At 33.5% G+C, this 25,902-nt stretch carries 25 protein-coding genes and 2 pseudogenes; 13 read left to right on the top strand and 14 right to left on the bottom strand.

Annotated features, from left to right (window positions below; all coding sequences use genetic code 11):
- The first annotated feature begins 2 nt into the window (after positions 1–2).
- From FLAPXU55_RS21925 to FLAPXU55_RS21895, 7 genes are all read left to right on the top strand, one after another.
- Positions 3–1,502: a RagB/SusD family nutrient uptake outer membrane protein gene (locus tag FLAPXU55_RS21925; RefSeq protein WP_053473707.1), complete on the top strand. Its 1,500-nt coding sequence runs from the start codon at positions 3–5 to the stop codon at positions 1,500–1,502.
- 11 nt (positions 1,503–1,513) lie between these two features.
- Positions 1,514–3,121, top strand: coding sequence for a hypothetical protein (locus FLAPXU55_RS21920; RefSeq protein WP_235992136.1), 1,608 nt, complete (start codon positions 1,514–1,516; stop codon positions 3,119–3,121).
- A 56-nt stretch (positions 3,122–3,177) separates the two neighbouring features.
- On the top strand, positions 3,178–4,836 hold the full coding sequence (locus tag FLAPXU55_RS21915; RefSeq protein WP_053473772.1) for a family 16 glycosylhydrolase: 1,659 nt from the start codon (positions 3,178–3,180) through the stop codon (positions 4,834–4,836).
- A gap of 71 nt (positions 4,837–4,907) precedes the next feature.
- The gene (locus FLAPXU55_RS21910) at positions 4,908–5,666 is read left to right on the top strand and encodes a glycoside hydrolase family 16 protein (RefSeq protein WP_180861351.1); all 759 of its coding nucleotides are present in this window, start codon (positions 4,908–4,910) and stop codon (positions 5,664–5,666) included.
- A gap of 312 nt (positions 5,667–5,978) precedes the next feature.
- Positions 5,979–6,563 (top strand): RNA polymerase sigma factor, encoded by a 585-nt coding sequence (locus FLAPXU55_RS21905; protein WP_053473705.1) that lies wholly within the window; start codon positions 5,979–5,981, stop codon positions 6,561–6,563.
- 50 nt (positions 6,564–6,613) lie between these two features.
- Positions 6,614–6,757, top strand: coding sequence for a hypothetical protein (locus tag FLAPXU55_RS21900; RefSeq protein WP_165590706.1), 144 nt, complete (start codon positions 6,614–6,616; stop codon positions 6,755–6,757).
- A gap of 620 nt (positions 6,758–7,377) precedes the next feature.
- Positions 7,378–8,442 carry a tetratricopeptide repeat protein gene (locus FLAPXU55_RS21895; RefSeq protein ID WP_053473704.1) on the top strand — a complete coding sequence of 355 codons (1,065 nt, stop codon included), beginning with the start codon at positions 7,378–7,380 and terminating at the stop codon, positions 8,440–8,442.
- 16 nt (positions 8,443–8,458) lie between these two features.
- On the opposite strand, the gene FLAPXU55_RS21890 is transcribed toward FLAPXU55_RS21895, so the two are convergent.
- Entirely contained in the window at positions 8,459–9,115 is a 657-nt protein-coding gene (locus FLAPXU55_RS21890; protein WP_053473703.1) for an endonuclease III domain-containing protein, read from the bottom strand.
- A 99-nt stretch (positions 9,116–9,214) separates the two neighbouring features.
- On the opposite strand from FLAPXU55_RS21890, the gene bcp reads away from it, so the two are divergent.
- Complete coding sequence (gene bcp, locus FLAPXU55_RS21885; RefSeq protein ID WP_180861349.1) at positions 9,215–9,667, top strand: thioredoxin-dependent thiol peroxidase; 453 nt, start codon at positions 9,215–9,217, stop codon at positions 9,665–9,667.
- 433 nt (positions 9,668–10,100) lie between these two features.
- Here the strand turns inward: bcp and FLAPXU55_RS21880 are convergent, their stop codons facing one another.
- Positions 10,101–11,561, bottom strand: a complete 1,461-nt coding sequence (locus FLAPXU55_RS21880; RefSeq protein WP_053473701.1) for a nicotinate-nucleotide adenylyltransferase — start codon at positions 11,559–11,561, stop codon at positions 10,101–10,103.
- Positions 11,562–11,651: 90 nt separating this feature from the next.
- Here FLAPXU55_RS21880 and FLAPXU55_RS21875 point away from each other — a divergent pair, with 90 nt between their 5' ends.
- The 3 genes from FLAPXU55_RS21875 to FLAPXU55_RS21865 are packed head-to-tail and all read left to right on the top strand — an operon-like array spanning position 11,652 to position 13,406.
- A complete protein-coding gene (locus FLAPXU55_RS21875) occupies positions 11,652–12,416 on the top strand; it encodes an MBL fold metallo-hydrolase (protein WP_180861347.1) in 765 nt (254 codons plus the stop codon).
- 12 nt (positions 12,417–12,428) lie between these two features.
- Positions 12,429–12,932 (top strand): hypothetical protein, encoded by a 504-nt coding sequence (locus FLAPXU55_RS21870; RefSeq protein WP_053473699.1) that lies wholly within the window; start codon positions 12,429–12,431, stop codon positions 12,930–12,932.
- Positions 12,933–12,980: 48 nt separating this feature from the next.
- Positions 12,981–13,406 (top strand): hypothetical protein, encoded by a 426-nt coding sequence (locus FLAPXU55_RS21865; RefSeq protein WP_235992135.1) that lies wholly within the window; start codon positions 12,981–12,983, stop codon positions 13,404–13,406.
- 103 nt (positions 13,407–13,509) lie between these two features.
- On the opposite strand, the gene FLAPXU55_RS21860 is transcribed toward FLAPXU55_RS21865, so the two are convergent.
- The 4 genes from FLAPXU55_RS21860 to FLAPXU55_RS21845 all read right to left on the bottom strand — a co-directional run bounded on the left by FLAPXU55_RS21860 (position 13,510) and on the right by FLAPXU55_RS21845 (position 17,963).
- On the bottom strand, positions 13,510–14,154 hold the full coding sequence (locus tag FLAPXU55_RS21860; RefSeq protein WP_180861345.1) for an alpha/beta hydrolase: 645 nt from the start codon (positions 14,152–14,154) through the stop codon (positions 13,510–13,512).
- Positions 14,155–14,274: 120 nt separating this feature from the next.
- Entirely contained in the window at positions 14,275–14,601 is a 327-nt protein-coding gene (locus tag FLAPXU55_RS21855; RefSeq protein WP_053473771.1) for a hypothetical protein, read from the bottom strand.
- A 4-nt stretch (positions 14,602–14,605) separates the two neighbouring features.
- The gene (locus tag FLAPXU55_RS21850; protein ID WP_180861343.1) at positions 14,606–15,856 is read right to left on the bottom strand and encodes a dihydroorotase; all 1,251 of its coding nucleotides are present in this window, start codon (positions 15,854–15,856) and stop codon (positions 14,606–14,608) included.
- Positions 15,857–16,034: 178 nt separating this feature from the next.
- Positions 16,035–17,963 carry a vWA domain-containing protein gene (locus FLAPXU55_RS21845; protein ID WP_180861341.1) on the bottom strand — a complete coding sequence of 643 codons (1,929 nt, stop codon included), beginning with the start codon at positions 17,961–17,963 and terminating at the stop codon, positions 16,035–16,037.
- Between the two features lie 268 nt (positions 17,964–18,231).
- On the opposite strand from FLAPXU55_RS21845, the gene FLAPXU55_RS21840 reads away from it, so the two are divergent.
- Positions 18,232–19,344 (top strand): lactonase family protein, encoded by a 1,113-nt coding sequence (locus FLAPXU55_RS21840; protein WP_180861339.1) that lies wholly within the window; start codon positions 18,232–18,234, stop codon positions 19,342–19,344.
- Between the two features lie 75 nt (positions 19,345–19,419).
- On the opposite strand, the gene FLAPXU55_RS21835 is transcribed toward FLAPXU55_RS21840, so the two are convergent.
- From FLAPXU55_RS21835 to FLAPXU55_RS24255, 4 genes and pseudogenes are all read right to left on the bottom strand, one after another.
- Positions 19,420–20,772, bottom strand: coding sequence for a DEAD/DEAH box helicase (locus tag FLAPXU55_RS21835; protein ID WP_180861337.1), 1,353 nt, complete (start codon positions 20,770–20,772; stop codon positions 19,420–19,422).
- Between the two features lie 189 nt (positions 20,773–20,961).
- Positions 20,962–21,726 (bottom strand): TIGR02757 family protein, encoded by a 765-nt coding sequence (locus tag FLAPXU55_RS21830; RefSeq protein WP_180861335.1) that lies wholly within the window; start codon positions 21,724–21,726, stop codon positions 20,962–20,964.
- 140 nt (positions 21,727–21,866) lie between these two features.
- Positions 21,867–22,316, bottom strand: a pseudogene (locus FLAPXU55_RS24260) (ABC transporter ATP-binding protein); the annotation flags it as partial.
- A gap of 204 nt (positions 22,317–22,520) precedes the next feature.
- A pseudogene (locus FLAPXU55_RS24255) lies at positions 22,521–22,745 on the bottom strand (ATP-binding cassette domain-containing protein); the annotation flags it as partial.
- Between the two features lie 224 nt (positions 22,746–22,969).
- On the opposite strand from FLAPXU55_RS24255, the gene FLAPXU55_RS21820 reads away from it, so the two are divergent.
- On the top strand, positions 22,970–23,266 hold the full coding sequence (locus tag FLAPXU55_RS21820) for a hypothetical protein (protein WP_053473692.1): 297 nt from the start codon (positions 22,970–22,972) through the stop codon (positions 23,264–23,266).
- A gap of 2 nt (positions 23,267–23,268) precedes the next feature.
- Here FLAPXU55_RS21820 and FLAPXU55_RS21815 read toward each other — a convergent pair whose 3' ends face one another.
- The 4 genes from FLAPXU55_RS21815 to FLAPXU55_RS21800 all read right to left on the bottom strand — a co-directional run bounded on the left by FLAPXU55_RS21815 (position 23,269) and on the right by FLAPXU55_RS21800 (position 25,824).
- Complete coding sequence (locus FLAPXU55_RS21815) at positions 23,269–23,571, bottom strand: DUF6787 family protein (protein WP_180861331.1); 303 nt, start codon at positions 23,569–23,571, stop codon at positions 23,269–23,271.
- A gap of 30 nt (positions 23,572–23,601) precedes the next feature.
- Positions 23,602–24,039, bottom strand: a complete 438-nt coding sequence (locus tag FLAPXU55_RS21810) for a DUF6146 family protein (RefSeq protein ID WP_180861330.1) — start codon at positions 24,037–24,039, stop codon at positions 23,602–23,604.
- A gap of 169 nt (positions 24,040–24,208) precedes the next feature.
- Positions 24,209–24,772 (bottom strand): DUF937 domain-containing protein, encoded by a 564-nt coding sequence (locus FLAPXU55_RS21805; protein WP_180861329.1) that lies wholly within the window; start codon positions 24,770–24,772, stop codon positions 24,209–24,211.
- 101 nt (positions 24,773–24,873) lie between these two features.
- Positions 24,874–25,824: a D-2-hydroxyacid dehydrogenase gene (locus FLAPXU55_RS21800; protein WP_180861328.1), complete on the bottom strand. Its 951-nt coding sequence runs from the start codon at positions 25,822–25,824 to the stop codon at positions 24,874–24,876.
- Positions 25,825–25,902 lie beyond the last annotated feature (78 nt).

Raw genomic sequence — 25,902 nt, 5'->3', positions numbered from 1 at the left:
AAATGAAAAAATATTTATTTACAACCGTTATATCTCTTACTCTGTTTTCGACCTTGTGTATTTCTTGTTCGGATGAGTTTGTAGACCCTAAACCAGAATATTCTATCGATTCTGAAAACTATTTTAATTCAAAATCAGATTACGATCAGGCTTTGGTTGCTGCTTACGATTTGCTTCAATCTTCATATGCAAATGTTATATTGGGAGAAATTGCTTCAGATAATACATTAGCAGGAGGAGAAAGTCCAACAGATGTTATTGGATGGCAGCAAATTGATGATATGATTCATACGCCGGTAAACAGTAACTTAAGAGATATCTGGAACTGGATGTTTGCAGGAGTTCAAAGAGCTAATTATATTCTTGAATTTCAAGATAAAACCGATTTTCCCGAGAAAACCCAAGTTATTGCCGAAGCGCGTTTTCTTAGAGCATATTACCAGTTTGAATTAGTGAAATGGTTTGGCGGTATACCAATGAAGGGCGATGCGAGATTTAAACTTGGAGATGAAAAAAAGATACCGCGTTCATCAGTTCAGGAAGTGTATGCTTCGATTGAAGCTGATTTAATTTTCGCATCGGCTAATTTAGCACCAAATGCTTCTCAAAAAGGGCGTGCCACTAAAACTGCTGCTCAGGCATTATTAGGAAAAGCTTATTTATATCAAAATAAATTTACGCAGGCAGCAACGGTACTTGAATCTGTAATTACTTCAGGAAAATATTCTTTAGTAACAGATTATAATTCAATATTTGAAATGGACGGAGAAAACGGAGCAGAATCTGTTTTTGAAGTACAATATACAGACATTGAAGGAGCTGGATTTGGATGTTTACAATGTAGTGAAGGTAACGTAGCTGTAGGTTTTAGCGGTGTAAGAAATTTTTCAGGACCACTTTTCTCTTCAGGATTTAGTTTTAATATACCAACTCAGGAAAGCGCTGATGCATTTGAAGTTGGAGACAGACGTAAAGATGTAGCTATTTTAGACATCGCTGCTTTTGCTGCTGCAAATGCTAATTATGATAACGGAAAAGGAGTTAGCTATGGAAAAGGAAATGAAGATACAGGTTTCTTCAACAGAAAATATATTCCAAGAAAAAGAAGCTCAAATGCACAGGGAGATTTGAATTTAACAAATCCAAATAATTACAGATCAATTCGTTATGCAGACGTTCTTTTAATGGCTGCAGAAGCTTACAACAGAGGTGCAATTGATGACGCAAAAGCAAGAACATATTTAAACCTTGTTAGAGCGCGTGCATTTGGAGATAATAACCATAACGTAACGGCTTCTGGAGCTGCTCTTACAGATTTTATCTGGGCAGAAAGAAGAGTAGAACTTTTTGGAGAAGGACATCGTTTCTTTGATTTAGTAAGAACTGGCAAAGCTGTTGGAACAATTCCTGGATTTAAAGCTAATAAGAATGAATTATTTCCACTTCCAATCGAAGAAATTCAATTCGCAAACGGTAACTGGTCGCAAAATCCTGGATATTAAAAAATACTATTATGAAAAAATTACATTATATATTAAGTCTTGTCGTTTTAGCGCTATTCTTTAGCTGTTCAAGCGATGACAGCAATATTGATTTAGAAGGTGTAAGCGCACCCTCAAACATATCTGCTTTGACCACTGTAACTCAGGATAACTCCGGTAAAGTAACTTTTTTACCAAAAGGAGAAGGAGTAACACAATACAAAATAAATTACGGAGACGGATCGCCAGAATCTGATTATTTTCCTTCTGGAGGAACCGTAACACACGTTTATAAAGAAGGAACTTACCAAAGCAAAATTATTGCAATGGGAATTACAGGAAAAAAGACTGAAGTAACACAAGAGGTTTTAGTTTCGTTTAAAGCTCCGGAAAATTTAGTAGTGGTAATAACAAATGATTTATCAGTTTCTAAAAAAGTAACCGTAAAAGCAACAGCAGATTTTGCCTTGTTTTATGATGTTTATTTTGGAGAAGCAGGAAAACCAGATCCAATTTCGGCTAATAACGGAGAATCAGTTTCATATACGTATCAGCAAGCTGGAGTTTACACAATTCGTGTAGTTTCAAAAAGTGCTGCAATTAAAACAACTGAAAAATCTCAGGAATTTGAAGCAAAATTAGTTCTTAATCCAACAACTTCGGCACCAACGCCGCCAAACAGAGCAGCAGGAAATGTAATTTCTATTTACGGTTCTAAATACACTAATGTTGCCGGAACAAACTATTTCCCAGATTGGGGACAAGCAGGACAAGGAAGCAGCTGGACAGAATTTGATTTGAATGGCGACAAAATGTTGAACTATATCAAATTAAGCTACCAGGGAATTGCTTTAGCAGATAATGTTACAGTTGATGTTTCTGGAATGGATTACATTCACATGGATGTTTGGACAGCAGATTTACAAAAAATCGAAACTTCATTAATTAGTAAAACAAATGGAGAAAAACCAGTTGTAAAAGATCTTACTGCAAATCAGTGGACAAGTATTGATATTCCAATTTCGGCATTTACAAGTCAGGGATTAACAGTAGCAGATATTTTCCAATTGAAATTTGTGGGAACCCCTTGGGCTGGAGGAACTGTATTTATAGATAATATTTATTTCTATAAAGACGTCGAAACATTAAGCACAGCAGCACCAACGCCAGCTGTACCGGCAGCAAATGTTATTTCATTATTTAGTGATGCATATTCAAATATTGCCATTCAAACATGGCGTACAGATTGGTCTGCAGCAACATTAGAAGAAACAGCTGTTGCAGGAAATGCAGTTAAAAAATACTCAGATTTAAATTTTGTGGGTATCGAGCCAGTTACAACAATTGATGCAACCGGAATGACACATTTCCACGTAGATGTTTGGTCTTCAGATTTTACAGAATTCAGAATCAAATTAGTTGATTTTGGAGCTAATGGAGTTTACAATGGAGGAGGAGATGATAAAGAACACGAACTTAAATTTACCGCTCCGGCACAAGGACAATGGGTAAGTCTGGATATTCCTTTAAGTGATTTTACAGGATTAACAACCAGAGCTCATATTGCACAGCTTATTTATTCTGGAACACCAACCGGAAGTCATACCATATATATTGATAACGTTTATTTTCATAAATAAAAAATGAACCTTATTAATCGATTAAAATGAATTTACATTTTATAAAAAATAACAAAATGAAAAAATATAATAAATACTTCGTATTACTTTTTGCTCTGCTGTTAGCAATAAGTTGTCAAAAAGATGATTTTGCTTTTGGCGATTTGGCGGCGCCCTCTAATATTCAGGTAACAGCTGAAATTATAGGAAAAACTGCTGATGCTCCAAACGGAGACGGATCAGGAACGGTAAAATTGACTGCAAAAGCAGATAATGCTGTTTCGTTTAAATATGTTTTTAGCGATGGAACATCTGAAACTTCTCCAAGTGGTATTTTTACAAAACGTTTTACAAAAACAGGCGTAAATACCTATACTGTTACAGTAATTGCAAACGGAAGAGGCGGTGTAGCATCAAACACAACACTAGATGTTACAGTATTAAGTAACTTTAGTGATGATGAAGCCGTAGCGTTCTTAACAGGTGGTTCATCTAAAAAATGGTACTGGTCAGCTTCAGAAGCAGGACACTTAGGAGTTGGTCAAAACGATGCCGATGCGACTAAAAACTACTATGCAAACTACTATATGGCAGGACCATTTGAAAAAGCAGCATCGCCGGCAAGCAGCTGTTTATACGAAAACGAATTGACTTTTTCAAAAGACGGAGATCAATTGAAATTTGAATTAAACAACGGCGGAGCAACATTCTTTAACGCAGCTTTTGCAAGCGTAGGAGGAGGAAGTGGACCAGATGATGCTTGTTTAACTTATAATACAAGTGGTGTTAAAACAGTTTCATTAAGCCCATCAGAATCTGTAGTTACCAAAAATCCAAACCATGCAACACAAACAAGAGGAACAATGTTGAACTTCTCTGACGGTGGATTTATGGGGTATTATATTGGTCAGAGTTCTTACGAAATCTTGTCGATCACAGCAAACAGAATGGTAGTAAGAGCCGTAATGGGAGGAAACCCAGCATTAGCATGGTATCATATTTTCACTACTACAAAACCTACTCAAAATCCAACAACAGATTATACAAATCTGGTTTGGTCTGACGAGTTCAATACTGATGGAGCGCCAGATGCAACAAAATGGAATTATGATTTAGGAAGAGGAGATAACGGCTGGGGAAATAATGAAAAACAAAATTATACCAACGCAGCAACAAACGTAAAAGTACAAGGAGGTAATTTAGTTATTACAGCTAAAAAAGAAGCTTCGGGAGGTGCAGATTATTCATCGGCAAGATTAAAATCAGATGCTAAATTTGCTTTTACATATGGAAAAGTTGAGGTTAAAGCTAAACTTCCAAGCGGAGCAGGAACATGGCCTGCAATCTGGATGCTTGGACAAAATTATGCTACAAAACCTTGGCCGGCCTGTGGGGAAATAGACATCATGGAACACGTGGGTAACAATCAAAATGTGATTTTGAGTACGCTTCATTATCCTGGACATTCAGGTGGAAATGGTAATACAGCATCAAAAACATACACCAACGTTTCAACAGAATTCCATGTTTATAAATTAGTATGGAGCCCTGCATCAGTAAAAACTTATGTAGACGATGATTTACTTCATTCAGTTCCAAATGATGGTTCTTTACCTTTTAACAGCGATTTTTTCTTAATATTAAACGTAGCAATGGGAGGTAATCTAGGCGGTAATATTGATGGAGCTTTCACTCAGTCTTCTATGGAGATTGATTACGTGAGAATTTATCAATAGAATATGAGTTAATTAATTAGTAATTCTAGAAGGTCAGCTTCGGCTGGCCTTCTTAATTTTAAAATTATACTATGAATAAAATAATTGTACTATTGTTAATCTGCAGTTTTTCATACGCGCAGGAAACAAAGAGGAAACTGGTCTGGGAAGAAAATTTCAATGCTAAAAAATTAAATGAAAAAGTCTGGAATTTCGAACTTGGGGACGGCTGTCCAAATTTGTGCGGTTACGGAAACAATGAAAGGCAAATCTATACTAAAACCAACCACGAATTTAAAGATGGAAATTTAGTTATTGAAGCCAGAAAAGAAGGAGAAAAATATACCTCGACAAAAATTACAACCAAAGGAAAAAAACAATTTAAATACGGCAGAATCGAAGCAAGGGCAAAACTTCCTGTTGGACACGGTTTGTGGCCTGCTTTCTGGATGTTAGGCGCCAATATTGATGAAGTTAAATGGCCTAAAACAGGAGAAATTGATATTTTAGAATATATAGGAAGAGATCCGCATATGGTTTATACAACCCTTCATACGCAGGACAGCCACGGAAATACGATTAATACCAAAAGAACCGAATTTCCAAATATTGAAGAAGGTTATCATGTATATGCCATTGAATGGGACAAAGATAAAATCGCCTTTTTTGTGGATTCGACTTTAGTTTATACTTTCAATCCTGAAGTTAAAAATGAAGATACATGGCCCTTTGATAAACCATTTTATATTATCGTAAATTTAGCCATTGGAGGTAATTTTGGAGGTCCTGAAGTAGATGATTCTGTACTTCCTCAAAAATATTACGTCGATTACGTACGTGTTTATCAATAAAAAAATATAGAATTAAATTTTACTCAAAAAGCAGGTGTAAATAGCTTAAATATTTAATTGTAAGTTATTTACATTTGTTTTTCAAATCGTTTCAAACCACATTTTTTTAACTTTTTTTATCAAAAATAGCCTCTGCAGCAAAAAACTTAACGTTTTAATGTTAATTATTATTGTTTTTGTTTGCTTTTTAAAATAAATATTTGTTAAATTTGGTCACAATAATTAACATAACTCAAAAAAGATCACGCCTATAAAATAAAATTACTTTTTAGAAAAATTACTCCAAATTATTAAAACTAAAAAAGTAGTATTATGGCTGATCTGCAAATTCCAGACGCTCTATTAGTAAAAAATTATGTTGAAGGCAGTGAAGCTGCTCTTGCAACATTAATAAAAAGGCACGAATCTAAGATATATGGATTTATATATTCTAAGATTGCTGATAGAGACATTTCAAATGATATTTTTCAAGATACTTTTATTAAAGTAATCAAAACCTTAAAAAGTAATTCCTATAACGAAGAAGGTAAATTTCTTCCATGGGTAATGCGTATTTCTCATAATTTAATTGTGGACCACTTTCGCAAAACCAAAAAAATGCCAATGTACAGAGAAACCGAAGAGTTTTCAATCTTCTCTATCATGTCTGACGATTCATTAAATGTTGAAAGCAGAATGATTGTAGATCAGGTTGAGGTTGACTTAAAAAGGTTAATTGAAGAACTTCCTGAAGATCAGAAAGAAGTACTGGTAATGAGAATGTATCAGGATATGAGTTTCAAAGAAATATCAGAATTAACAGACGTAAGTATCAATACAGCATTAGGAAGAATGCGTTATGCGCTTATGAATTTGAGAAAAATAATTGACAAACATCAAATTATTTTAACCAACTAATACTATTTTGAATATTAGCCCGTTATACTATTATAAAACATTTACACAGTATGGCGAAAATTTACTCAAAAAAAGCGTTAGCTTCTAAAGATTTGAAACCTAAAAAAGAAGTAATTTCTTTTTTACTAAGTTATTCACAAGCCTTAACGGTTGTGAAAATTGAAGATAAAAATTTTGAGATTATAGCTAATTAAACAGCCCGCTGCTTTGGTCGGATGTTTATTTCGAAAGAAAAACCAAATGGTCGTTTTGGTTGAAAGCTCACTATTTGTATGCAAATACAGATAGTGAGTTTTTTTTTTGTCTTAAATCCTGAATTTTACTTTATTATAACAAATTCAACTGCGTGTTTTCCAGAACAGATTTTTCCAATCACTTATTAATTCTTCATTTTTACCCTTAAATATGATTTTGATTTAAAATTATGTTTTTGTTAAAATTTAATATTTTCAGTCAAAATATTTCTTTATTCAATAATTAATTTTATTTTAGTTAAAAAATAATTATTATTTCATAAAAACATAAGAATTTTTCGTATTAAAACATTTCAATCACCCTAATTTGTCCAACCAATAACCAAAAACCTATGAAAAAAAACTACTCTGCCTTATTTCATTTTGTTTGTTATACGCCTTAGTTCTTTACTAAGAAGTTTGATTTTTTTGAGAAATTAAATTTAGAGACTTATGGCAATTTTGGTCTCTAAATCTTATTTTTTCATTTAAACGCAGGCTGAAGTGCTCTACTATCAGTTTTGCAGCAAAATTCATTCAAAAAACTAAATCTATTTTAACAACCAAAACCCAACCGAAATATGAAAACGAACCTAAAGATGTTATCAATCCTGTTATTGATAAATGTCGCAGCATTTGCTCAAAATGATCAAATAAAAGAAGCGCAGTCTTTATACGATAAAGGAAAAAGCGAGGAAGCATTGGCCATTTTAAACAAAACAGAATATCTTATTCTTAACGCATCAGATGAAGCCAAATCTGATTATTATTTTTTAAAAGGAAATGTATATAAGGATTTAGCTGGAAAAAATATAGATGCAGCTAATAATTTTACATTGGCCTCACAAGCTTATCAGGATGTGTTTTTGTATGAAAACGAATCAGGAAAGTTTAAATTTACAGTTAAAGCAAATGCAGCTTTAAAAGCTATGAAATCTACGCTTGTTAATGGTGCAATGACGGATTTTAATGCTGGAAAATTTAAAGAAAGTGCTGAGAAAAGTTATAAAGTTTATTTGTTTGATAAAAAAGACACATTGAACTTATTTAACGCTGCAGCATCTTCTATAAATGCTAAAGATTACGAGTCGGCAGTAAAATATTATGAAATCTTAAAGAAGATAAATTTTTCCGGAAAGAGAATGATGTATTATGCTACCAACAAGAAAACAAAAGAAGAAGATTTTTTTGTTTCTACAAAAGCCAGAGAATCGGCTATAGAACAAGGGTTTTATGAAAAACCAAGAAACGAGTTAGTTCCTTCAAAAAAAATAGAGGTTAACAGTAATTTAGCTTACGCTTATTTAGAGAAAAAAGATTATCCTAAAGCCGAAGCAGTTTATAATTATGTTTTGGAACTTAACCCTAATTACCTGGATGCCTATATAAATATGGCGTATTTGAAACTGCAGGTCAAAAAAGATTTAGCCGATGAAATAGCTTCTTTAGGAACTTCACCATCCGAAATGCAAAAATATGACAAACTAAATGCTAAAAAAGATGATATTGCCCGCAGTGCAATCCCGTATCTAAAACAAGCGCTTATTATTGAACCAAAGAATCCAGAAGCTACAAAAACACTTTTGGGAGTATATCGATCGCTTGATATGACAAATGAATACAATGCCTTAAAAAGCAGTATGTAAAATAAAAAAGAAGCTGCTAAACTTTCTTTTTAGCAGCTTCTTCTATAATAGATTTTTTACCAATTGTTCTCGTAATAATATCTTTCTCTAAACTCCAGCCTCTAGCGGGCGAATATTCACGTCCGTACCAAATAATCTGTAAATGCAGATCATTCCATGTATCTCTCGGAAATAATCTTTTAGCATCCTTTTCAGTTTGAGCAACATTTTTTCCATTCGAAAGATTCCATCTGTACATTAGTCTGTGAATATGTGTGTCAACCGGAAAAGCCGGAACTCCAAAAGCCTGAGACATAACAACACTTGCCGTTTTATGCCCAACAGCGGGCAAAGATTCAAGAGCTTCAAAACTCTGCGGAACTTCACCATTATACTTTTCAATTAAAATTTCAGACAAACCATGAATTCCCTTAGATTTCATTGGCGATAAACCACACGGACGAATGATTTCCTTAATTTCTTCCACAGACATCTTCACCATGTCATACGGATTATCTGCTTTTGCAAACAAAAGCGGCGTAATCTGATTCACCCGAACATCTGTACATTGTGCAGAAAGTAAAACAGCGATTAATAAAGTATAAGGGTCTTTGTGATCAAGCGGGACTGGTATAGTAGGGTAGAGTTCTTTTAACGTATTTATAACAAATTGTACTCGAGCTTCTTTATTCATTTCCGTAATTTTAAAGTGTAAAAATAGCGATTTATAACTTATAAGCTATCTTTGTTTTAAAATCTAAAATCAACAATCTGAAATCTAAAATAAAAAGATATGACAACATTAAAAGCCGGAGATAAAGCACCAAATTTTTCAGGAACAGATCAAGAAGGAAAAACACATAAACTGGCAGATTATGCCGGAAAAAAATTAGTAGTTTTCTTTTATCCAAAAGCAAGTACGCCGGGTTGTACAGCCGAAGCTTGTGATTTAAGAGATAATTTTCATCGTTTCCAAGCTAGTAATTACGAACTTCTTGGCGTAAGTGCTGATAGTCAAAAGGCGCAAACCAAATTCAAAGAAAAATACGAATTACCATTTCCATTATTAGCCGATGAAGACAAATCAGTAATAAACGCTTTCGGTGTTTGGGGACCAAAAAAGTTCATGGGAAGAGAATATGACGGAATCCACAGAACCACTTTCGTAATCAACGAAAAAGGAATCATCGAAGAAGTAATCGAAAATGTAAAAACAAAAGAACACGCAACGCAGATTTTGAAATAGTTTTTTGTTTCAGGTTTGAGGTTTCAAGTTTCATGTTGTAATCGTGGCGTGTGATTTTAACGCAAAGCACGCTAAGGTTTTACGCAAAATACGCTAAGGTTTTATATGTAAGTTTTTTATAAAAAAAAGTAAAGTTCGCAAAGCTTAATCGACACAAAGCTTTGCGAACTTTATGCATTGTAAATGCCATCTATATAAAAAACCTTAGCGTGCTTTGCGTTAAAATTAAACGCAAAGTTTACGAAACTTAATCACCACAAAGCTTTGCGAACTTTATGCATTGTAAATGCCATCTATATAAAAAAAAACTTAGTGTACTTTGCGTAAAACCTTAGCGAACTTTGCGTTAAAATTACACTCCAAGATAACCTGAAACTTGAAACAAAGAAAATTTGAAACAATAAAAAAGTCCCAAATTAAGGGACTTTTTATATTAAGCTTTTTGTTCTAGTTCTTTCTGCGGATGATATCCAAAAAGATGATGTTCTTTTATAATTTCGGCAACACCAGACGGAAGCATTGGTTCCCAGCCGGTTTTCCCTTGTCCAATCATTTTTAATACTTCGCGAGAGAACACATTTAGTATGTTTGGGTTGTAATCTTTAATATCAACAACTTTACCGTTGAATTTAAAGAACTTGTATAATTCTTTCATTCTAGGATGAACTTTCAGGTTGTCAGAAGTAATAACTTCGCCATTATCCCCTAACATTGGATATAAGAATACTTTCATATCACGGTAGAATAATTTTCCGAAAGCCTCCAGAATACCACCACTTAAATGGCGATAGTATTTCTCATCAAAAATATCAACAAGATTGTTTACACCCATTGCTAATCCCATGCGGGCTTTGGTATAATTAGAAAAATACTCCACAACTTTGTAATATTCCTGGAAATTCGAAATCATAACAGTTTGACCTAACGAACAAAGTAATTCGGCTCTGTCCATAAAATCACGCTCATCAATCTCACCATCCGAACGTAAATTCGAAAGTGTAATTTCAAAAACCACTAATGTATTGTCCTTATCTACTTTATTTTCTCCAAGAAACATTTTTAATGATTTCTCATACATATCAAGATTCACGTTTGTAACCGGACGGAAACTTCCTCTAAAAGCAAGAAGATTTTTTTTGTATAAAACAGCCGCCGGTAAAACATTTTTTCCTTCCGGATTAAACATTACGGCATCCGTCATTCCGTTTTTAACCAGCTGTAAACTCATTAAACGATTGTCAACATCAGCAAAACGAGGTCCCGAAAAATTGATCGTATCGATCTCTAATTGATCTTTATCTAAGTGATCGTATAAATAGCGCAGTAAACGTTTTGGGTCATTATATTTATAGAAAGCACCGTAAATTAAATTTACACCTAAAATCCCGAGTGTTTCTTGTTGTAATCTGGCATCAGTTTCTTTAAAACGAATATGAAGAATAATTTCGTTATATGCCTCGTCTGGTTCAATCTGGTATCTAATTCCAACCCAGCCGTGTCCTTTAAACTGTTTGGCAAAATCTATTGTTGCTACTGTATTAGCGTAGCTGAAGAAAAGTTTATTTGGGTGTTTTTCTCTGCTCAAACGTTCTTCGATCAATTCTCCTTCAAACGTAAGCATTTTTTTAAGTCTGTTTTCGGTAACGTATCTTCCGTCACTTTCAATCCCGTAAACAGCATCACTAAAATCTTTGTCATAAGCCGACATCGCTTTTGCAATCGTTCCAGAAGAACCTCCGGATCTGAAAAAATGTCTAACTGTTTCTTGTCCAGCGCCAATTTCAGCAAATGTTCCGTAAATATTCTCGTTTAAATTAATGCGTAAAGCTTTGTCTTTTATAGAAGGAATCTGTTCGATGACCTTGTCACCTTTGAGTTTTATTTCTGTACCCATTTTATTTTAAATAGATTTGTTACAAAGTTAGTAAATTAGGGTTCTAATGAAAGAGAAATAATCCTATTTTTGTAAAAAAATTAAGTTCAATTGAAGGTCTATTTTTTAGGTACTGGTACTTCTCAAGGTATTCCGATTATCGGAATCGATCATCCCGTTTGTAAAAGCACTGATGCTAAGGATAAAAGGCTCCGCGTATCCATCTGGATTACGTGGGACGAGCACTCATTTGTAATCGATTGCGGCCCTGATTTCAGACAGCAAATGCTTTCTTGCGGATGTCGTAAACTCGACGCCATTTTATTTACACATGAACACGCAGATCATACTGCCGGTTTAGATGATATTCGTCCGTATAATTTCAGACAAGGCGAAATTCCTATTTATGCACATAAACGCGTGCTTGATAATTTAAGACGCCGTTTTGATTATGTTTTTGAAACCGTAAATAAATATCCGGGCGCTCCAAGCGTAAAAACTATTGAAGTCAAAAACAACGAACCTTTTGCAGCTGGAGATAAAATTGCAATTCCAATAAACGCCATGCACGGTGATTTACAAGTTTTTGGATATAGAATTGATGATTTTGCTTACCTAACCGATGTCAAAACAATCGAACAAACTGAAGTTGATAAACTTAAAGGTTTAAAAGTTTTGGTTGTAAATGCTTTGCGTGTTGAACCTCACGATACTCATTTTAACTTACAGGAAGCGCTTGATTTTATCAATTTGGTAAAACCTGAAAAAGCTTATTTAACACACATTAGCCACGTTTTAGGTTTTCACGAAGAAGTACAGAAACAACTTCCTGAAAACGTTTATCTGGCCTATGATAATTTAGAAATTACAATTTAATTATACCACAAAATGAAAAAATCCTTAATGCTTTACCTTTTTATCCTTGCGATATTAATGAATGTTTTTACTTATATGTTTTATAGCCGAGAAGTACAATTTGGTGAAGAAAGATATGAGAAAACAACTAAAAAGCTAAGAGACAGTATCAATTTAGTGTCAGCTAAATTAGCCGATGCAGATTATTTTTCTTTAGAACACAATGAAAATGCACAAAATTATTTTGATAACAGTGCTTCTGGCGGAAAAGTAATTTTATTTGAAAAACTAATCCCGGTTGTAACCGAAAAACTTTTAGATTTTAATGCAAATCCAAAAGGAAACCCATACACAGGACAAGATCAAATTGGTCCAAATAAATTTATCATCAATAAAGTAAAAATTTTAAACCACCGCTGGATCATTGCAGATTACAGTAATGGAGAATTATGGGGAGAAGTCTTGTTAAAATACTTTGTTGATAACAATGATAATATTACCTTTGAAGTAAATCAAACTTGGTTATATCAAAAATAGGATTTTATAATCCTATTTTTTTTGACCCAACATTAAAATACAGGATTTATGAAAAAGATGTTTTTGTTTACGATTATCGCAGTTGCGACATTTTCTTGTGCAAAAAAAGTTTCTCAGGAAAATACAACCGTTAAAGAACCGCAGGAAAAGAAACTAGTGGGAGGAGACTCTGATGCACACGGATGTAAAGGTTCTGCAGGATACACTTGGTCAACGCTTAAAAAAGAATGTATCCGAATTTTTGAAGGAACAAAACTATCACATACAGAAGAAACAGGTAAAACGTATACAACCGCTGCCTACGTAATTTTTGATGGAAACAAAGCCGAACTTTTTCTCGACACTCAAAAAGAATCCATTATTTTAGAAAGAAAATCTGAAGGTGATTCATGGAATAAAGACGACTATCAATTGATTCCCTGGAAAGGATATGTTTTAAAAAAAGCTGGGAAGATTATTTATACAGGAGAATAAAGTTTACAGTTTTCAGTCGCAGTTTACAGCTTAGAACTTTGTCAAAGTTTTCAGATTGCAATTGACAGACGAAGACTGAAAACTGCGACTGAACACTGTAAACTTACAAAGCCAGCCAATTCTTAAAATCAAAGAAATTCTGTGGAGCTACACCATGACCAACAGGATATTCTTTATAAGTAACCGGAATATTTAATTTTTCTAAAATTGCAGGAGTTTTTCTCGCCCATTCAATTGGAATAACCTGATCTACAGTTCCGTGTGAAGCGAATATTTTTAGGTTTTTAAAGTCATTTTTCTCAAAACCTTCTTTAATAATTTCTTCATTAAAATAACCACTCATTGCCACAACTCTCTGAATTTTTTCAGGATACGAAAGCGCAGCAGAATAACTCAAAATAGATCCCTGACTAAATCCAATTAAAGTTACGTTATTGGCATCTATTGGATAATTAGCAACTAATTCATCAATAAAAGAAGCAATTACGTCTCTCGAAGTTTTAGCTTGTTCGTTATCAGAAAATTTATTTTGATCTGCATCAAAATTGATGGCGTACCAAGCATAAGCGCCATATTGCAAATTATAAGGCGCTCTGGCCGAAATAATGTAATAATTATCAGGAAGTTCAGAAGCAAAAGAAAACAAATCAGCTTCGTTGCTGCCATATCCGTGTAATAAAAGCAATAACGGATTTTTATCTAAAATTACTTTTGGTTCTTGTATTTTATATTCTAAAGATAGATTCATTTTTTTAATTGTGAATTGTTAGTTCTAGGTTTCAGTCTCAGTCTCAGTTTTCAACTTTGTCAAAGTTTCAAACTTTGACAAAGTTCTTGGAATTTGGGATTCAAAAATTTGGAATTTAAATTACCCTATAGATTTAAACCATTTTTGAAATACATTTCCAACTAAAGGAATCGGTTTCATTTGGCCTTGAATAGCAGTGAAAATTCCATATGTCCAAAGAATTGAAATGCAAATCCACATTGGAAAAGTAATGAAAAAACTGTCGAAATTACTGATTATAGCCCCAAAAGAAATAAATGTCAGCGATAAACCTAAAGCCTGACGAATATGAAAAGACGCAAAACTATTTTTATTTTCAGAATTCATAGACATTGCTATCAAAACGCCAATAATTAAAATGTAACTGGTAATGGCAATTGATTTTCCTTCTTCGATTGTATTGTTCATTGTATTATTTTGTAACAAGTTGATTTTGATTTAAAATTCCGTACACAGAACCTTTAAGTTCAGTTCCTAAAAAAGCAGAATTTTTAGATTTTGAAAGAATATTTTCTTTCGTAAAAGTTGATTTTCCTTCCGGAGTAAAGAAAGTAAAGTTTGCTTTTGCGCCTTCTTCGATTGTGTTGTTTTCAAGACCAAAAACAGTTCTTCCTGAAGTAAGTTTTGCAACCACAGTTTCTAACGGTAAAACAGTTAATAAAGCTCCAAAAGCACTTTCTAATCCAATTGTTCCATGTTTCGCTGTATCAAATTCCATTTTCTTGAATTCAATATCAATCGGATTATGGTCTGATGTAATGGTATCGATAGTTCCATCCGCAATTCCGTTTAGTAAAGCCTGTCTGTCAACTTCAGTTCGTAATGGCGGAGTCACTTTAAAACGCGTGTCAAAATCGTCTAGTTTCTCATCGGTTAAAACCAAATGATGTACAGAAACACTTGTCGTTACGTTTAACCCTTTTGCTTTAGCTTCTCTAATTAATTGAACCGATTTTGCTGTAGAAATCGTCGGAATATGAAGTTTTCCGCCTGTATATTCCAGTAAAAATAAGTTTCTTGAAATTTGAAGTTCTTCGGCTAGATTTGGAATTCCTTTCAAACCTAATCTTGTCGAAACGATTCCTTCATTGGCAACGCCGTTTCCTTTTAGGTTTGGATCTTGCGAATAAGTAATTACCAAACCATCAAAATCCTGTACATATTGCAATGCAATTTTAAGCAAATTAGCATTATCGATACTTCTGTTATAATCTCCAAAAGCAATTGCTCCGGCTTTTTTCATGTCATAAAGTTCTGCCATATCTTTTCCTTCGCTGGCTTTTGTTAAAGCGCCAATTGGAAAAATTTCTGTAGCAAAACCATTTGCTTTATTTTTTACAAAATTAACCTGAGATTGATTGTCTATAATCGGGAAGGAGTTCGGCTGTAAAGCAATTGCTGTAAAGCCGCTTTTTGCTGCAACATTTAATCCGTTTGCAATAGTTTCTCTGTCTTCATAGCCAGGTTCTCCAAGAGAAACGCTGCTGTCAAACCATCCCTGAGAAACATGAAGATCGTCGAATCTTACTACTTCTGCATCATCATTTGGAAGAGAAACTCCTATTTTTTCAATTAAACCATCTGCAATTAAAAGATCAACGGTCTGGTTATGAAACGGACTTTTTGAGTCGATAATTTTGGCGCTTTTGATGATTATTTTCATATGTAGATATATTTATTTTAATTGAAGGCTTAATTTTTTTAAACACATAGAAACATAGATTTTTTCTTTTTTATCTGAGGTAAAATAAATGACACATTATTTGCACATAGCTATGTGAATTTTAATTAGTGAAACACCTTTTTAGAGTTTTAAAAACTATGTTTCTATGTGTTTATTTTTATTTTACAAATTTAATAATCGCCATTTCTAATGCTAAAAACAACAGTGCAAAGATAACAAACCATTTCCAAATTTGGCTGTCAGTTCGCTCAGTTTGTAAGGTGTTAAAAATGGTCGAAATCGTATCGGCGGTTTTAAAATCAGAAACAACATTTGTGTTTACCTGACTCAAATCGCTTTCGGTTCTTTTGTAATTGAAACTCAAATTTTCAACCCATTCTTTTTTGTCAAAAATGCTGTAATTTCCAGCTGTTTCCGGGAAATCATTAAACGTTAGTTTGACTTTATTATTCAAAATCTGCTGAATTGGAATAAATGAATCTTCTGTTCCTTTTACTTCCAGAATAGCATCTTTTGTCAATAAAACATCAACAAAATAAGGTTGATTATTTCCAATAGTTAAAGCATTTACACCCGTTTTTTGATTGTTCTGCGCCATTTTATAAAACAACGGAACAATTAAAGGCGATTGCTGAAAATTTGAATTTGTAGCATTTATTGGTGCCGAAAATACCGTGATTCCAGCCGTTGGATTTTGAATTGCCGTTACAAACGTACTTTGATCTTCATAAGATAAAACCGCCGGATATGGACTTGAAATATCAAATGCACTGCTTGTTTTTGGATATTGGAAATTCGTTATTTTATTCTCGAAAACTCCTGAAAATAAAGGATGATCAAAATTAATTTTGGTAATGAGTTTACTTTCTGTTTTAAGCGTATTAAACTGAACTTTTCCAAAATTTCCTAAAAAGGAGTTTAAATTTGAAATCGAACTTTTTTCAGAAGGAATCACAACTAAATTTCCGCCTTTAGAAACAAATGCTTTTAATGTGGTTTGTAATGCCTGTGGAATTTCAACTAATTCGTTTAGGATTATCGTATTTTGTTTTTCTAAACTATTATAATCCAAGGAACTGATAGAGTAATTATTATAATTAAATTCAGCAGAAGTATAAATCCTCGATAAGAAATTACTCTTTTCAGGTTCACCAATACTAATTACGTTTGTTTTTCTGTTTTTAGAAATACTGAAAAACAATTTATTATCATAAGTTAAACCATTGTCTTCAATAGAAACATAGCCATGAAAAGCTTCTTTTGGAATCGTGAAGTTGATTTTCTTTTTCTTCGCATCAAAATTGATAATTGTTTTGGCAATCAGTTTATTTTGATTGTATAAAGCGGTCGAAATAGGTTTAAAATCTTCTCCGTAGCCTGATAAGTTGACACTTATTTCGTAGAAATTCTCTAAAGTCTGATTGATGTAAACGCTGTCAATTGAAACGTTATTTTTTTGTTCCGCTTCTGGAATTATGAAATAGGGTTTTTCTTCAGAATCAATGTTTTTAATATCATTTTCAGTTAAACCTACAGCATCAGAAATAATGACAATATCTTTTTTATGTGCCGATTTATGTGCTTTTACTTTTGCCATAATTGACGAAAGTTCAAATGGCGTTGCACTGTATTTTAGATTCTGTAAAGCAGTTTTTGATGATTTTATATCGGTGTTCCAATAATTTTCTGTGTTTGTCAACAATGAAAATTGAGCCGTTTCGGGCGTGTTTTCCAGCAATTCCTGAACGGCACGTTTTAGCAATTCTCCTTTTTTGCCTTTTGCCTGCATACTAAACGAATTGTCTAAAATAATATACATTTCGTTTGAAGCATTTTTGCTGTCTTTTGCTTCAAAAAAAGGTTGAGCAAATGCAATGATAGCGCACGTAAGCAACAAAAGACGAGTGGCAAGCAATAATCTTTTTTTGATTTTTGAGCTTTTACGAGTCTGAACTGCCAGTTCTTTTAGGAAACGAACATTGGTAAAATAAGAAGTTTTAAATCTTCGTAATTGAAATAAGTGAACCAAAATTGGAACAATCAATAAAAAAAGAAAGTATAGAATTTCGGGATGTTTAAAGTGCATTCTGGCTTCGATTTACTTCGCTACTTTTATTTTTCACGAAGATGCTGGTCAAAAATACAAATTTTTAATTAAACCAGATAGGCAATATTTAGTTAAACCATATAAGTTATATAAGAGATTATAAGCAGGAGGTAATACGCTTTTATTAAATGAACTTATATAACTTATATGGTGAAAAACCTTTTTGAAAAATGTAACTTTTCTGGTTTTATTTGTAATGATCTAAAAGATATTATTGCGTATTTTAGCGTATTCAAAAAAACAAACTATGAAAAAAATATCTCTAATATTATTTTCAGCTTTCGCATTAACCACTGCAAAAGCTCAAAATAAATTTAACCTTTTGGTTGGAACTTATACGAATACATGCCAGAGTAACGGAATTTATGTTTATGAATTTGATGCAAATACGGGCGAGTTTAAACTTAAAAGCTCTTCAGAAAATGTAGTGAGTCCGAGTTATTTATCGGTTTCGGCAGATAATAAATTTATTTATGCGGTAAACGAAAACGGAACGCAAAGTACGGTAAGTGCATTTGGATATGATTCTGCATCTGGAAAAATTAATTTTTTGAATAAAAATGATGCGTTGGGAGCAGATCCTTGCCACTTGATAAATGATGATAAAAATGTAATTGTTGCCAATTATTCAGGCGGAAATATAGTAGTTTATAAAAAGAATACAGATGGAAGTATTTCTGAAGTACAGCAATTGATTCAGCACGAAGGAAAAGGACCAAACGCGGCGCGTCAGGAAAAAGCGCATGTGCATATGGTGGTTTTTTCTCCAGATAAAAAGTTTGTGCTTTCTAATGATTTAGGTTTAGATAAAGTGTTTATTTACAAATATAATCCTGCGTCTAAAAACGAAATCCTGACTTTAAAAGGAAGTGTTGACGTTAAACCAGGAAGCGGTCCAAGACATTTAACTTTTAGTAAAGACGGAAAATTTGTTTATTTAGTTCAGGAATTAGATGGTACGCTGACAACTTTTAGCTACGATAAAGCCGGAAGTTTAAAAGTAATTGCCGAAACCAGCATTTTACCAAAAGGTTTTAAAGGCGGAACTGGCGCAGCAGCCATAAAAATCTCACCTGACGGAAACTTTTTATATGTTTCTGATCGTGTAGATGCTAATGCAATTTCAGTATATAAAATCCTTAAAAACGGAAGTATTGAATTAGTAGAACAGCAAAGCACTTTAGGAAAAGGCCCAAGAGATTTTTCTATTGACCCAACAGGAAATTACCTTTTGGTAGGTCATCAATATACTAATGACATTGTTATTTTTAAAAGAGATATCGCAACAGGAAAAATTACAGATACAGGAAAACGAATTCAATTGTGTTCGCCTGTAGGGCTGGTTTTTACGAAAATATAAACTTAGAAAATTTCAATAAAAAAATTCCAAATTCCAACTTATAAAATTGGTATTTGGAATTTTTTTATTGGAATTTTATTTATTGTTGTCTTTCCTCTTCTTATCTCTCGTTTTCAACATATTTCGATTGACAGAACCGTGGGTTTTCTTTTTTGTTTTTGAAGGACCTCCTAAATTGACTTTTTTATTCTTTTTAGATTTTTCATGAAAAGCTCCGTCTCCTTCGAGTTTTACTTTTTTCATTAAAAACTTAATAGGCTGTTTGTCTTTTTCAGGCTCGATTAATTTTGTTGAAACTTCCACTTCTTCAGGAAAATCAGTGATATCAAGTTCCTGGTTCATTAAAACTTCGACTTCAATTTTAAATTCCTCTTCTCTTGGAGTTACAAAACTAATCGCCGTTCCCGTTGCGTCTGCACGTCCTGTACGACCAATTCTGTGCATGTATAATTCTGGTTCTTCCGGAAGTTCGAAGTTGATTACGTGTGAGATATTAGAAATATCCAAACCTCTCGCCATAATATCAGTTGTGATTAAACCGCGAAGATTTCCTTCCTGAAATTCTGCCATTGTACTCAAACGATAATTTTGAGATTTATTCGAGTGAATTACACCAAACTGACCTTCAAAATCTTCTTCAATGCGTGTGTGCAGCATATCCGAAATCTTTTTATTGTTTACGAAAACCAAAACACGATCCATGCTTTCGTCGTTTTGCAATAAATGTTTCAGCAGATTTACTTTTGTATTGAAGTTTGGAACATTGTATATAACCTGAGTGATTTTTTCAAGGGGTGTTCCCGATGCTGCAAGGGTAACTTCTTCCGGAAAATCAAAATAATCATTTAATATATCATCAACTTCATCTGTCATGGTTGCAGAGAACAATATATTTTGACGTTTGGTTTTCATCATCGCTAAAAGTGAAGTCAGCTGTGGTCTGAAACCAAGATTCAGCATTTCGTCAAATTCGTCAATTACTAATTTTTGAGTTTCATCAAAACGAACAACAGCGTCAAGCGCTAAATCCATTGTACGACCCGGAGTTCCAACTAAAATATCGACACCTTCGTAAACGGCTTTTTTTTGTGTATTGATGTTTACTCCTCCATAAATACCAAGTGTTTTAACCGACATATATGCGGTTAATTTCTCCACTTCTTCAACAACCTGAACAACTAATTCACGAGTTGGAACAAGTACAACAATTTTTGGTGTATTGGTATTGGTAAACTTATAAAGCTTTAAAAGAGGCAGTAAATAGGCAAATGTTTTACCGGTTCCGGTTTGCGCAATTCCCATCATATCACGTCCAGACATGATTACAGAGAAAGATTTTTCCTGAATAGGAGTAGGCGTAACAAAGCCTAATTCGTCAACAGCTTTTTGTAATGATTTTGGGAGATTGAATTTTTCGAAAGTGCTCATTTGCATTAAATTTTGTGCAAATGTACGTTAAAATGATGGTTTTTTGTTGATTTTGTAATTTTAGATAACGTTTTGTTGCTTTGTTTGTCACTCTGAGCGAAGTCGAAGAGCGTTCCAATTGGAATGAGGGCTTCGACTTCGCTCAGCCTGACAGCACGAAACCTTAAATAAAATGTATAACTTTAAAGCTTAAAAACCTTCAAAAACGCCTAAACCAAACAAAGCAAAATCGTATTTTACAGGATCTGCAGCGTCCATTTTACGAAGTTGTGTATCTAATTCCAGTAAAGCTTTTGCATCATTTTGCTTTCGCGAAAGAATTCCTAGTTTGCGGGCAACATTTCCGGAATGTACATCAAGTGGACAAGATAATGCAGAAGCTGAAATTGTTTTCCAGATTCCTAAATCGACGCCTTTTGTGTCTTGACGAACCATCCAGCGTAAATACATGTTGATGCGTTTTGCAGCAGAATTATTCAGCGGATCTGAAATATGTTTTTGAGTTCGTGCTAAATGATCGATTTCGAAAAATATCTTTTTGAACTCGCTTATGCTTTTCTGCAGACTGTCTTTTTCCTGATTTTTGGCAAAAACAGCTTCTAGTCCGTTGTGGTTTTTGTAAATGTGTTGTAAACCTTTAATGAATCCGCCGAAATCTTTTCCGTTGAAAGTTCGGTGAACGAAGTTTTCTAAATCAGCTAAATTATCTTCAGAGTGTGACATAACGAAATCGTAAGGCGTATTGCCCATTAATTCCATCATTTTGTGTGAATTTTTGATAATCATTTTTCGATTTCCCCAAGCGATTGATGCGCTTAAGAATCCTGCAATTTCGATATCTTCTTTTTGGGAAAATAAATGTGGAATCTGTACAGGATCACTTTCGATAAAATCCTGATTGTTATATTGAATGACTTTCTCGTCGAGAAATTCTTTGAGTTCTTTTTGATTCATTTGAAATGAAATGTTCTTGTTTATTTGAGTGTCCTAGCCCTGATGGGAGCGGCATCTCCCGATTTAGAAAAACAAGGCTTTTTAGCCGTAGTTTTTGTTTATCGGGAATATAGTGGACAGCAGGAAATAGCTCCTAAATATTAATTACTAATCTGACCGTCGACCATAACTAATTTTCTGTCGGCCATATTGGCTAATTCTTCGTTGTGGGTTACAATTACAAAAGTCTGTCCGAATTCGTCACGAAGCTGGAAAAACAATTGATGTAAGTTTTCGGCAGAATGCGTGTCAAGATTTCCAGATGGTTCATCGGCAAAAATAACGTCGGGTTTGTTGATTAAAGCTCTTGCAACGGCAACACGCTGCTGTTCTCCGCCCGAAAGCTCGTTTGGTTTGTGATGAATTCTGTGTGATAAACCTAAATATTCTAAGATTTTTTTAGCTTCTTTTTCGGTTTGCGCTTTCGATTTATTCGCCATAAAAGCGGGAATACAAACGTTTTCTAAAGCTGTGAATTCTGGTAATAATTGGTGAAACTGGAAAATAAATCCTAGATTTAAATTTCTAAATTCAGATAGTATTTTGTCTTGCTTGCTTTTCTTTTTAAAATACCTGTTGTAGTAAATGAACATTAAAAGTATTGGTAAACACAAGACACTAATTGTTGCTGATCGTAATGTTTCATCTAATATTTTAGTCCTAAAAAACAATAAAAAAACTGCTAGTAATATAATATAAATTGAGCCTGACCAGGTTACTATTTTAAATGTTTTTTCTTCTTTTGAATTATCATTTTCAATATCCTGCAGTTTCAAAATATTTTCACCATTAATAGTTAAAGATGATTCTGAGTTTCTTTCGGGTGTGTCTAAAGTTCCCAGAATTTGAAGTAAAGTTGTTTTTCCGGCACCAGAAGCTCCAACAATCGAAACAATTTCGCCTTTCTTAATATGTAAATCAACTCCTTTTAAAACTTCAAGTTTGTCGTAGAATTTATGTATGTTTTTTGCGTGTATCATTTAGTGAAACTGTTTTTACAAAGAAACGAAGATTATGGTTAGAATCAAATTCCAATATCTTAAATTCCAAATTCCAAAAAATCTAAAATCTGCATTCTAAAATCTAAAATTTAAAAATCGGCTCGTTTCTTGATATGGAAATTTTGAAATTAAATTTAATATTCAAATAAAATGAATTTGATGAATTATTTTTAATTTCGGAACAAACTCAAATCAAACTTAAAATGCAAGACCTAAAAGTTGTAGATGACAATAGAATGTCAAAATTAATTATTGGTTTAATTTTGGACGGAATTGGTATGATTTCTTTTTCGATTCCGCTTCTTGGCGAATTTTCAGATGTAATTTGGGCGCCAATCGCGGCTATAATTATGACCAGAATGTATAAAGGCAGGGTTGGAAAAGTTGCCAGTGTTTTAACTTTTATTGAAGAAGTAATTCCGTTTACGGATATCATTCCTTCTTTTACACTGACCTGGATTTATACTTATTTCTTTTCGAGCGAGAGAGTAAGAGAATAAATTTAGTTTTTGAATAAAAATCCTAATCCCATGTTTTTGAGCATTTTCTTTTCGAAGTTCCAAAAGAATTTAAACTGCCCAAACACGGTTCCTATTGCGACTAACAGAACCTGATAAATTGGGAAAATTATAAGGAGTCGAATTAAGGTAAACCAACCTCCAAAATCTTCTTTGGTGATTCCCAGCCAAACGCAAAATGGTTTAGACAGCCAAGCAGAAGCCGATCCTGTGATGGCAAAAACGATAAGTATTATAATGGCTTGTAAATTTGAGGTGATTCCCCAGCGTTCTTTTAATTTATTCATTGCTATTTGTAATGATTACAAATATAGTAATTATCTTGAAGGAACATACCCCCAAAGTTTTTGTTTGTAAGTATTTTGAAAATAAATCATGTAATTGTAAATTAGATAGTTTACTTCATATCCGTAATGAATGTCAGGACGGTAATTAATCGACATTTCATATAAGTCAGGGCTATAACGCTGCGGCTGTAAAACTCTGCTGTTCCATTCGGTTACGTACAAGTTATTTTTGTTTTCAAGATAGGCTAATGAATGGTAATTTCTAGGATAAGCTCTTGACGCCAGCCAGGTGCTAAAACCATTATCGATAATGATTACTTCATATTCCAGAGAATCGTTTGCAATTCTAACGGTATCACTTATTTTTTTGTTTGAAGCAGTAGTGTCTGCACTTGCAATATTCTTTGAAGTTGTAGAACAAGCAATTATTGTTAGTGCTATAATTAATATGGAAATACACTTTTTCATAACCCTAAAGTTACGAATTTTTTTTAAGGTTCACAGAGGCAAAGGTTCAAAGTAACAAAGGTTTAACTTCTTACTTATAAAAGTAAAAACTGATTACAAATTTGTAATCAGTTTTTAGAATTTTTCTTAAGGCCTTTGGACCTTTGTTACTTTGAACCTTTGTACCTTACTATTTGCTTCCAAACAATTTCCCAATAAACCCGGCGATACCACCTTTGCTCTTGGTAACTACAAGTACATCGGCAACGTCAAGTTTTCCGTCGTTGTTTTGGTCAAGGCCAAATTGAGTTCCGTATTTTGAAATGGTATCCATAATTCCAGATGCTTGTCCGCTGTTTCCTGAAATCGAATTGATGATGTCAGAAATCTGAAAACTGCTGTCATTTGGATCTTTTGCTTTATTTACTAATGAACCTAAAATCTGCGGAATTAAGTTTGAAGCTACACCAGAAGAATCTGCACTGCTTAAACCAAATTTTTCTCCCAAACTTCCAGACAATTGCTGCGAGATTTGCTGTACGACAGGATTTGAATTATCGATAGGAGAGTTTCCATTAAATAAACCGGCTAATTGTTCGCCTCCGCCTTCTGAAGCAATCTTTTTTAAGCCTTCAAAAATAGAATTGCTTGTTTCGTTTATTACGGCTTCGTTATGCTCATTTGGGACAGCATTGTTGTTTACAACAGCATCGCCTCCGTATTGTTGTATTAATTGGGTTAATTGTTCAAACATAATATTTAGAGTTTAAATTACACGCCAAAATTAATAAAAAAGAAAGGGATTTACTACAAATAAGCAGTAAATCCCTTTAAAGATAGTTTATTTTTTAATTACTAGCTTAACAAAGTAATAATTTGTGAAGCTAATTCTGTACCAATTCTGTCTTGTGCTTCTCCAGTTGCAGCTCCAATGTGCGGCGTCAATGAAATTTTAGGGTGCATTAAGATTGTCATTTCTGGTTTTGGTTCGCTTTCAAAAACGTCTAAACCTGCAAAAGCAACTTTTCCTGAGTCTAAAGCTTTTACTAAAGCTACTTCATCAATAACACCTCCACGAGCACAGTTTACGATTCCAACTCCGTCTTTCAAAAGTTCAAATTCTTTTTGACCAATGATGTAACCATCTTGAGCAGGAACGTGTAATGTAATGAAATCTGACTCTTTAAATAAAGATTCTAAAGATTGAGAAACAATTGTAGTTGTAATAGACTGTCCGTCGAAAAACTCCACTTTTACATCTACCTGAGGAATAAAACTATCTGCAGCGATAACTTTCATTCCTAAACCAAGAGCCATTTTTGCAGTAGCTTGTCCTATACGACCAATACCAACAATTCCTAAAGTTTTTCCTCTTAATTCAACTCCGTTTGCGTATGCTTTTTTCAAACCGTCAAAGTTTGAATCTCCTTCAAGAGGCATATTTCTATTTGAATCATGCAAGAAACGAACACCAGAAAATAAGTGTCCAAATACCAATTCAGCAACAGATTCTGAAGATGAAGCCGGAGTATTAATTACATGAATTCCTTTGCTTTTAGCATAATCAACATCGATATTATCCATACCAACACCACCGCGACCGATAATTTTGATACCAGGACAAGCGTCGATAATATCTTTACGAACTTTAGTGGCACTGCGCACTAAAATTACGTCTACATTATTTTCATTGATAAAGTTAGCTACTTGTTCCTGAGCTACTTTTGTAGTTATAACTTCAAATCCGCCTTTTTCTAAGGCTAGAATTCCACTTTTAGAAATTCCGTCATTTGCTAATACTTTCATTGTGTGATATTTTGTTTATTTGGTTCATCGTTTAATTGTATTCGATGAACCAAGTATATTGGGTTTTTCTTTTTGGTA

It is taken from the genome of Flavobacterium panici, assembly GCF_903819335.1.
GTDB classification, from domain to species: domain Bacteria; phylum Bacteroidota; class Bacteroidia; order Flavobacteriales; family Flavobacteriaceae; genus Flavobacterium; species Flavobacterium panici.
This window is presented reverse-complemented; position numbering and strand designations above follow the sequence as displayed.

Coding starts and splice junctions, on each gene's coding strand:
- FLAPXU55_RS21800 (WP_180861328.1), bottom strand. CDS start 25,824: ATGAAAGTATTAGCAAATGACGGAATTTCTAAAAGTGGAATTCTAGCC.
- FLAPXU55_RS21895 (WP_053473704.1), top strand. CDS start 7,378: ATGAAAACGAACCTAAAGATGTTATCAATCCTGTTATTGATAAATGTC.
- FLAPXU55_RS21835 (WP_180861337.1), bottom strand. CDS start 20,772: ATGAGCACTTTCGAAAAATTCAATCTCCCAAAATCATTACAAAAAGCT.
- FLAPXU55_RS21915 (WP_053473772.1), top strand. CDS start 3,178: ATGAAAAAATATAATAAATACTTCGTATTACTTTTTGCTCTGCTGTTA.
- FLAPXU55_RS21810 (WP_180861330.1), bottom strand. CDS start 24,039: ATGAAAAAGTGTATTTCCATATTAATTATAGCACTAACAATAATTGCT.
- FLAPXU55_RS21920 (WP_235992136.1), top strand. CDS start 1,514: ATGAAAAAATTACATTATATATTAAGTCTTGTCGTTTTAGCGCTATTC.
- FLAPXU55_RS21860 (WP_180861345.1), bottom strand. CDS start 14,154: ATGAATCTATCTTTAGAATATAAAATACAAGAACCAAAAGTAATTTTA.
- FLAPXU55_RS21815 (WP_180861331.1), bottom strand. CDS start 23,571: ATGAATAAATTAAAAGAACGCTGGGGAATCACCTCAAATTTACAAGCC.
- FLAPXU55_RS21855 (WP_053473771.1), bottom strand. CDS start 14,601: ATGAACAATACAATCGAAGAAGGAAAATCAATTGCCATTACCAGTTAC.
- FLAPXU55_RS21880 (WP_053473701.1), bottom strand. CDS start 11,561: ATGGGTACAGAAATAAAACTCAAAGGTGACAAGGTCATCGAACAGATT.
- FLAPXU55_RS21870 (WP_053473699.1), top strand. CDS start 12,429: ATGAAAAAATCCTTAATGCTTTACCTTTTTATCCTTGCGATATTAATG.
- FLAPXU55_RS21865 (WP_235992135.1), top strand. CDS start 12,981: ATGAAAAAGATGTTTTTGTTTACGATTATCGCAGTTGCGACATTTTCT.
- FLAPXU55_RS21845 (WP_180861341.1), bottom strand. CDS start 17,963: ATGCACTTTAAACATCCCGAAATTCTATACTTTCTTTTTTTATTGATT.
- FLAPXU55_RS21830 (WP_180861335.1), bottom strand. CDS start 21,726: ATGAATCAAAAAGAACTCAAAGAATTTCTCGACGAGAAAGTCATTCAA.
- bcp (WP_180861349.1), top strand. CDS start 9,215: ATGACAACATTAAAAGCCGGAGATAAAGCACCAAATTTTTCAGGAACA.
- FLAPXU55_RS21900 (WP_165590706.1), top strand. CDS start 6,614: ATGGCGAAAATTTACTCAAAAAAAGCGTTAGCTTCTAAAGATTTGAAA.
- FLAPXU55_RS21820 (WP_053473692.1), top strand. CDS start 22,970: ATGCAAGACCTAAAAGTTGTAGATGACAATAGAATGTCAAAATTAATT.
- FLAPXU55_RS21805 (WP_180861329.1), bottom strand. CDS start 24,772: ATGTTTGAACAATTAACCCAATTAATACAACAATACGGAGGCGATGCT.
- FLAPXU55_RS21905 (WP_053473705.1), top strand. CDS start 5,979: ATGGCTGATCTGCAAATTCCAGACGCTCTATTAGTAAAAAATTATGTT.
- FLAPXU55_RS21840 (WP_180861339.1), top strand. CDS start 18,232: ATGAAAAAAATATCTCTAATATTATTTTCAGCTTTCGCATTAACCACT.
- FLAPXU55_RS21850 (WP_180861343.1), bottom strand. CDS start 15,856: ATGAAAATAATCATCAAAAGCGCCAAAATTATCGACTCAAAAAGTCCG.
- FLAPXU55_RS21925 (WP_053473707.1), top strand. CDS start 3: ATGAAAAAATATTTATTTACAACCGTTATATCTCTTACTCTGTTTTCG.
- FLAPXU55_RS21910 (WP_180861351.1), top strand. CDS start 4,908: ATGAATAAAATAATTGTACTATTGTTAATCTGCAGTTTTTCATACGCG.
- FLAPXU55_RS21890 (WP_053473703.1), bottom strand. CDS start 9,115: ATGAATAAAGAAGCTCGAGTACAATTTGTTATAAATACGTTAAAAGAA.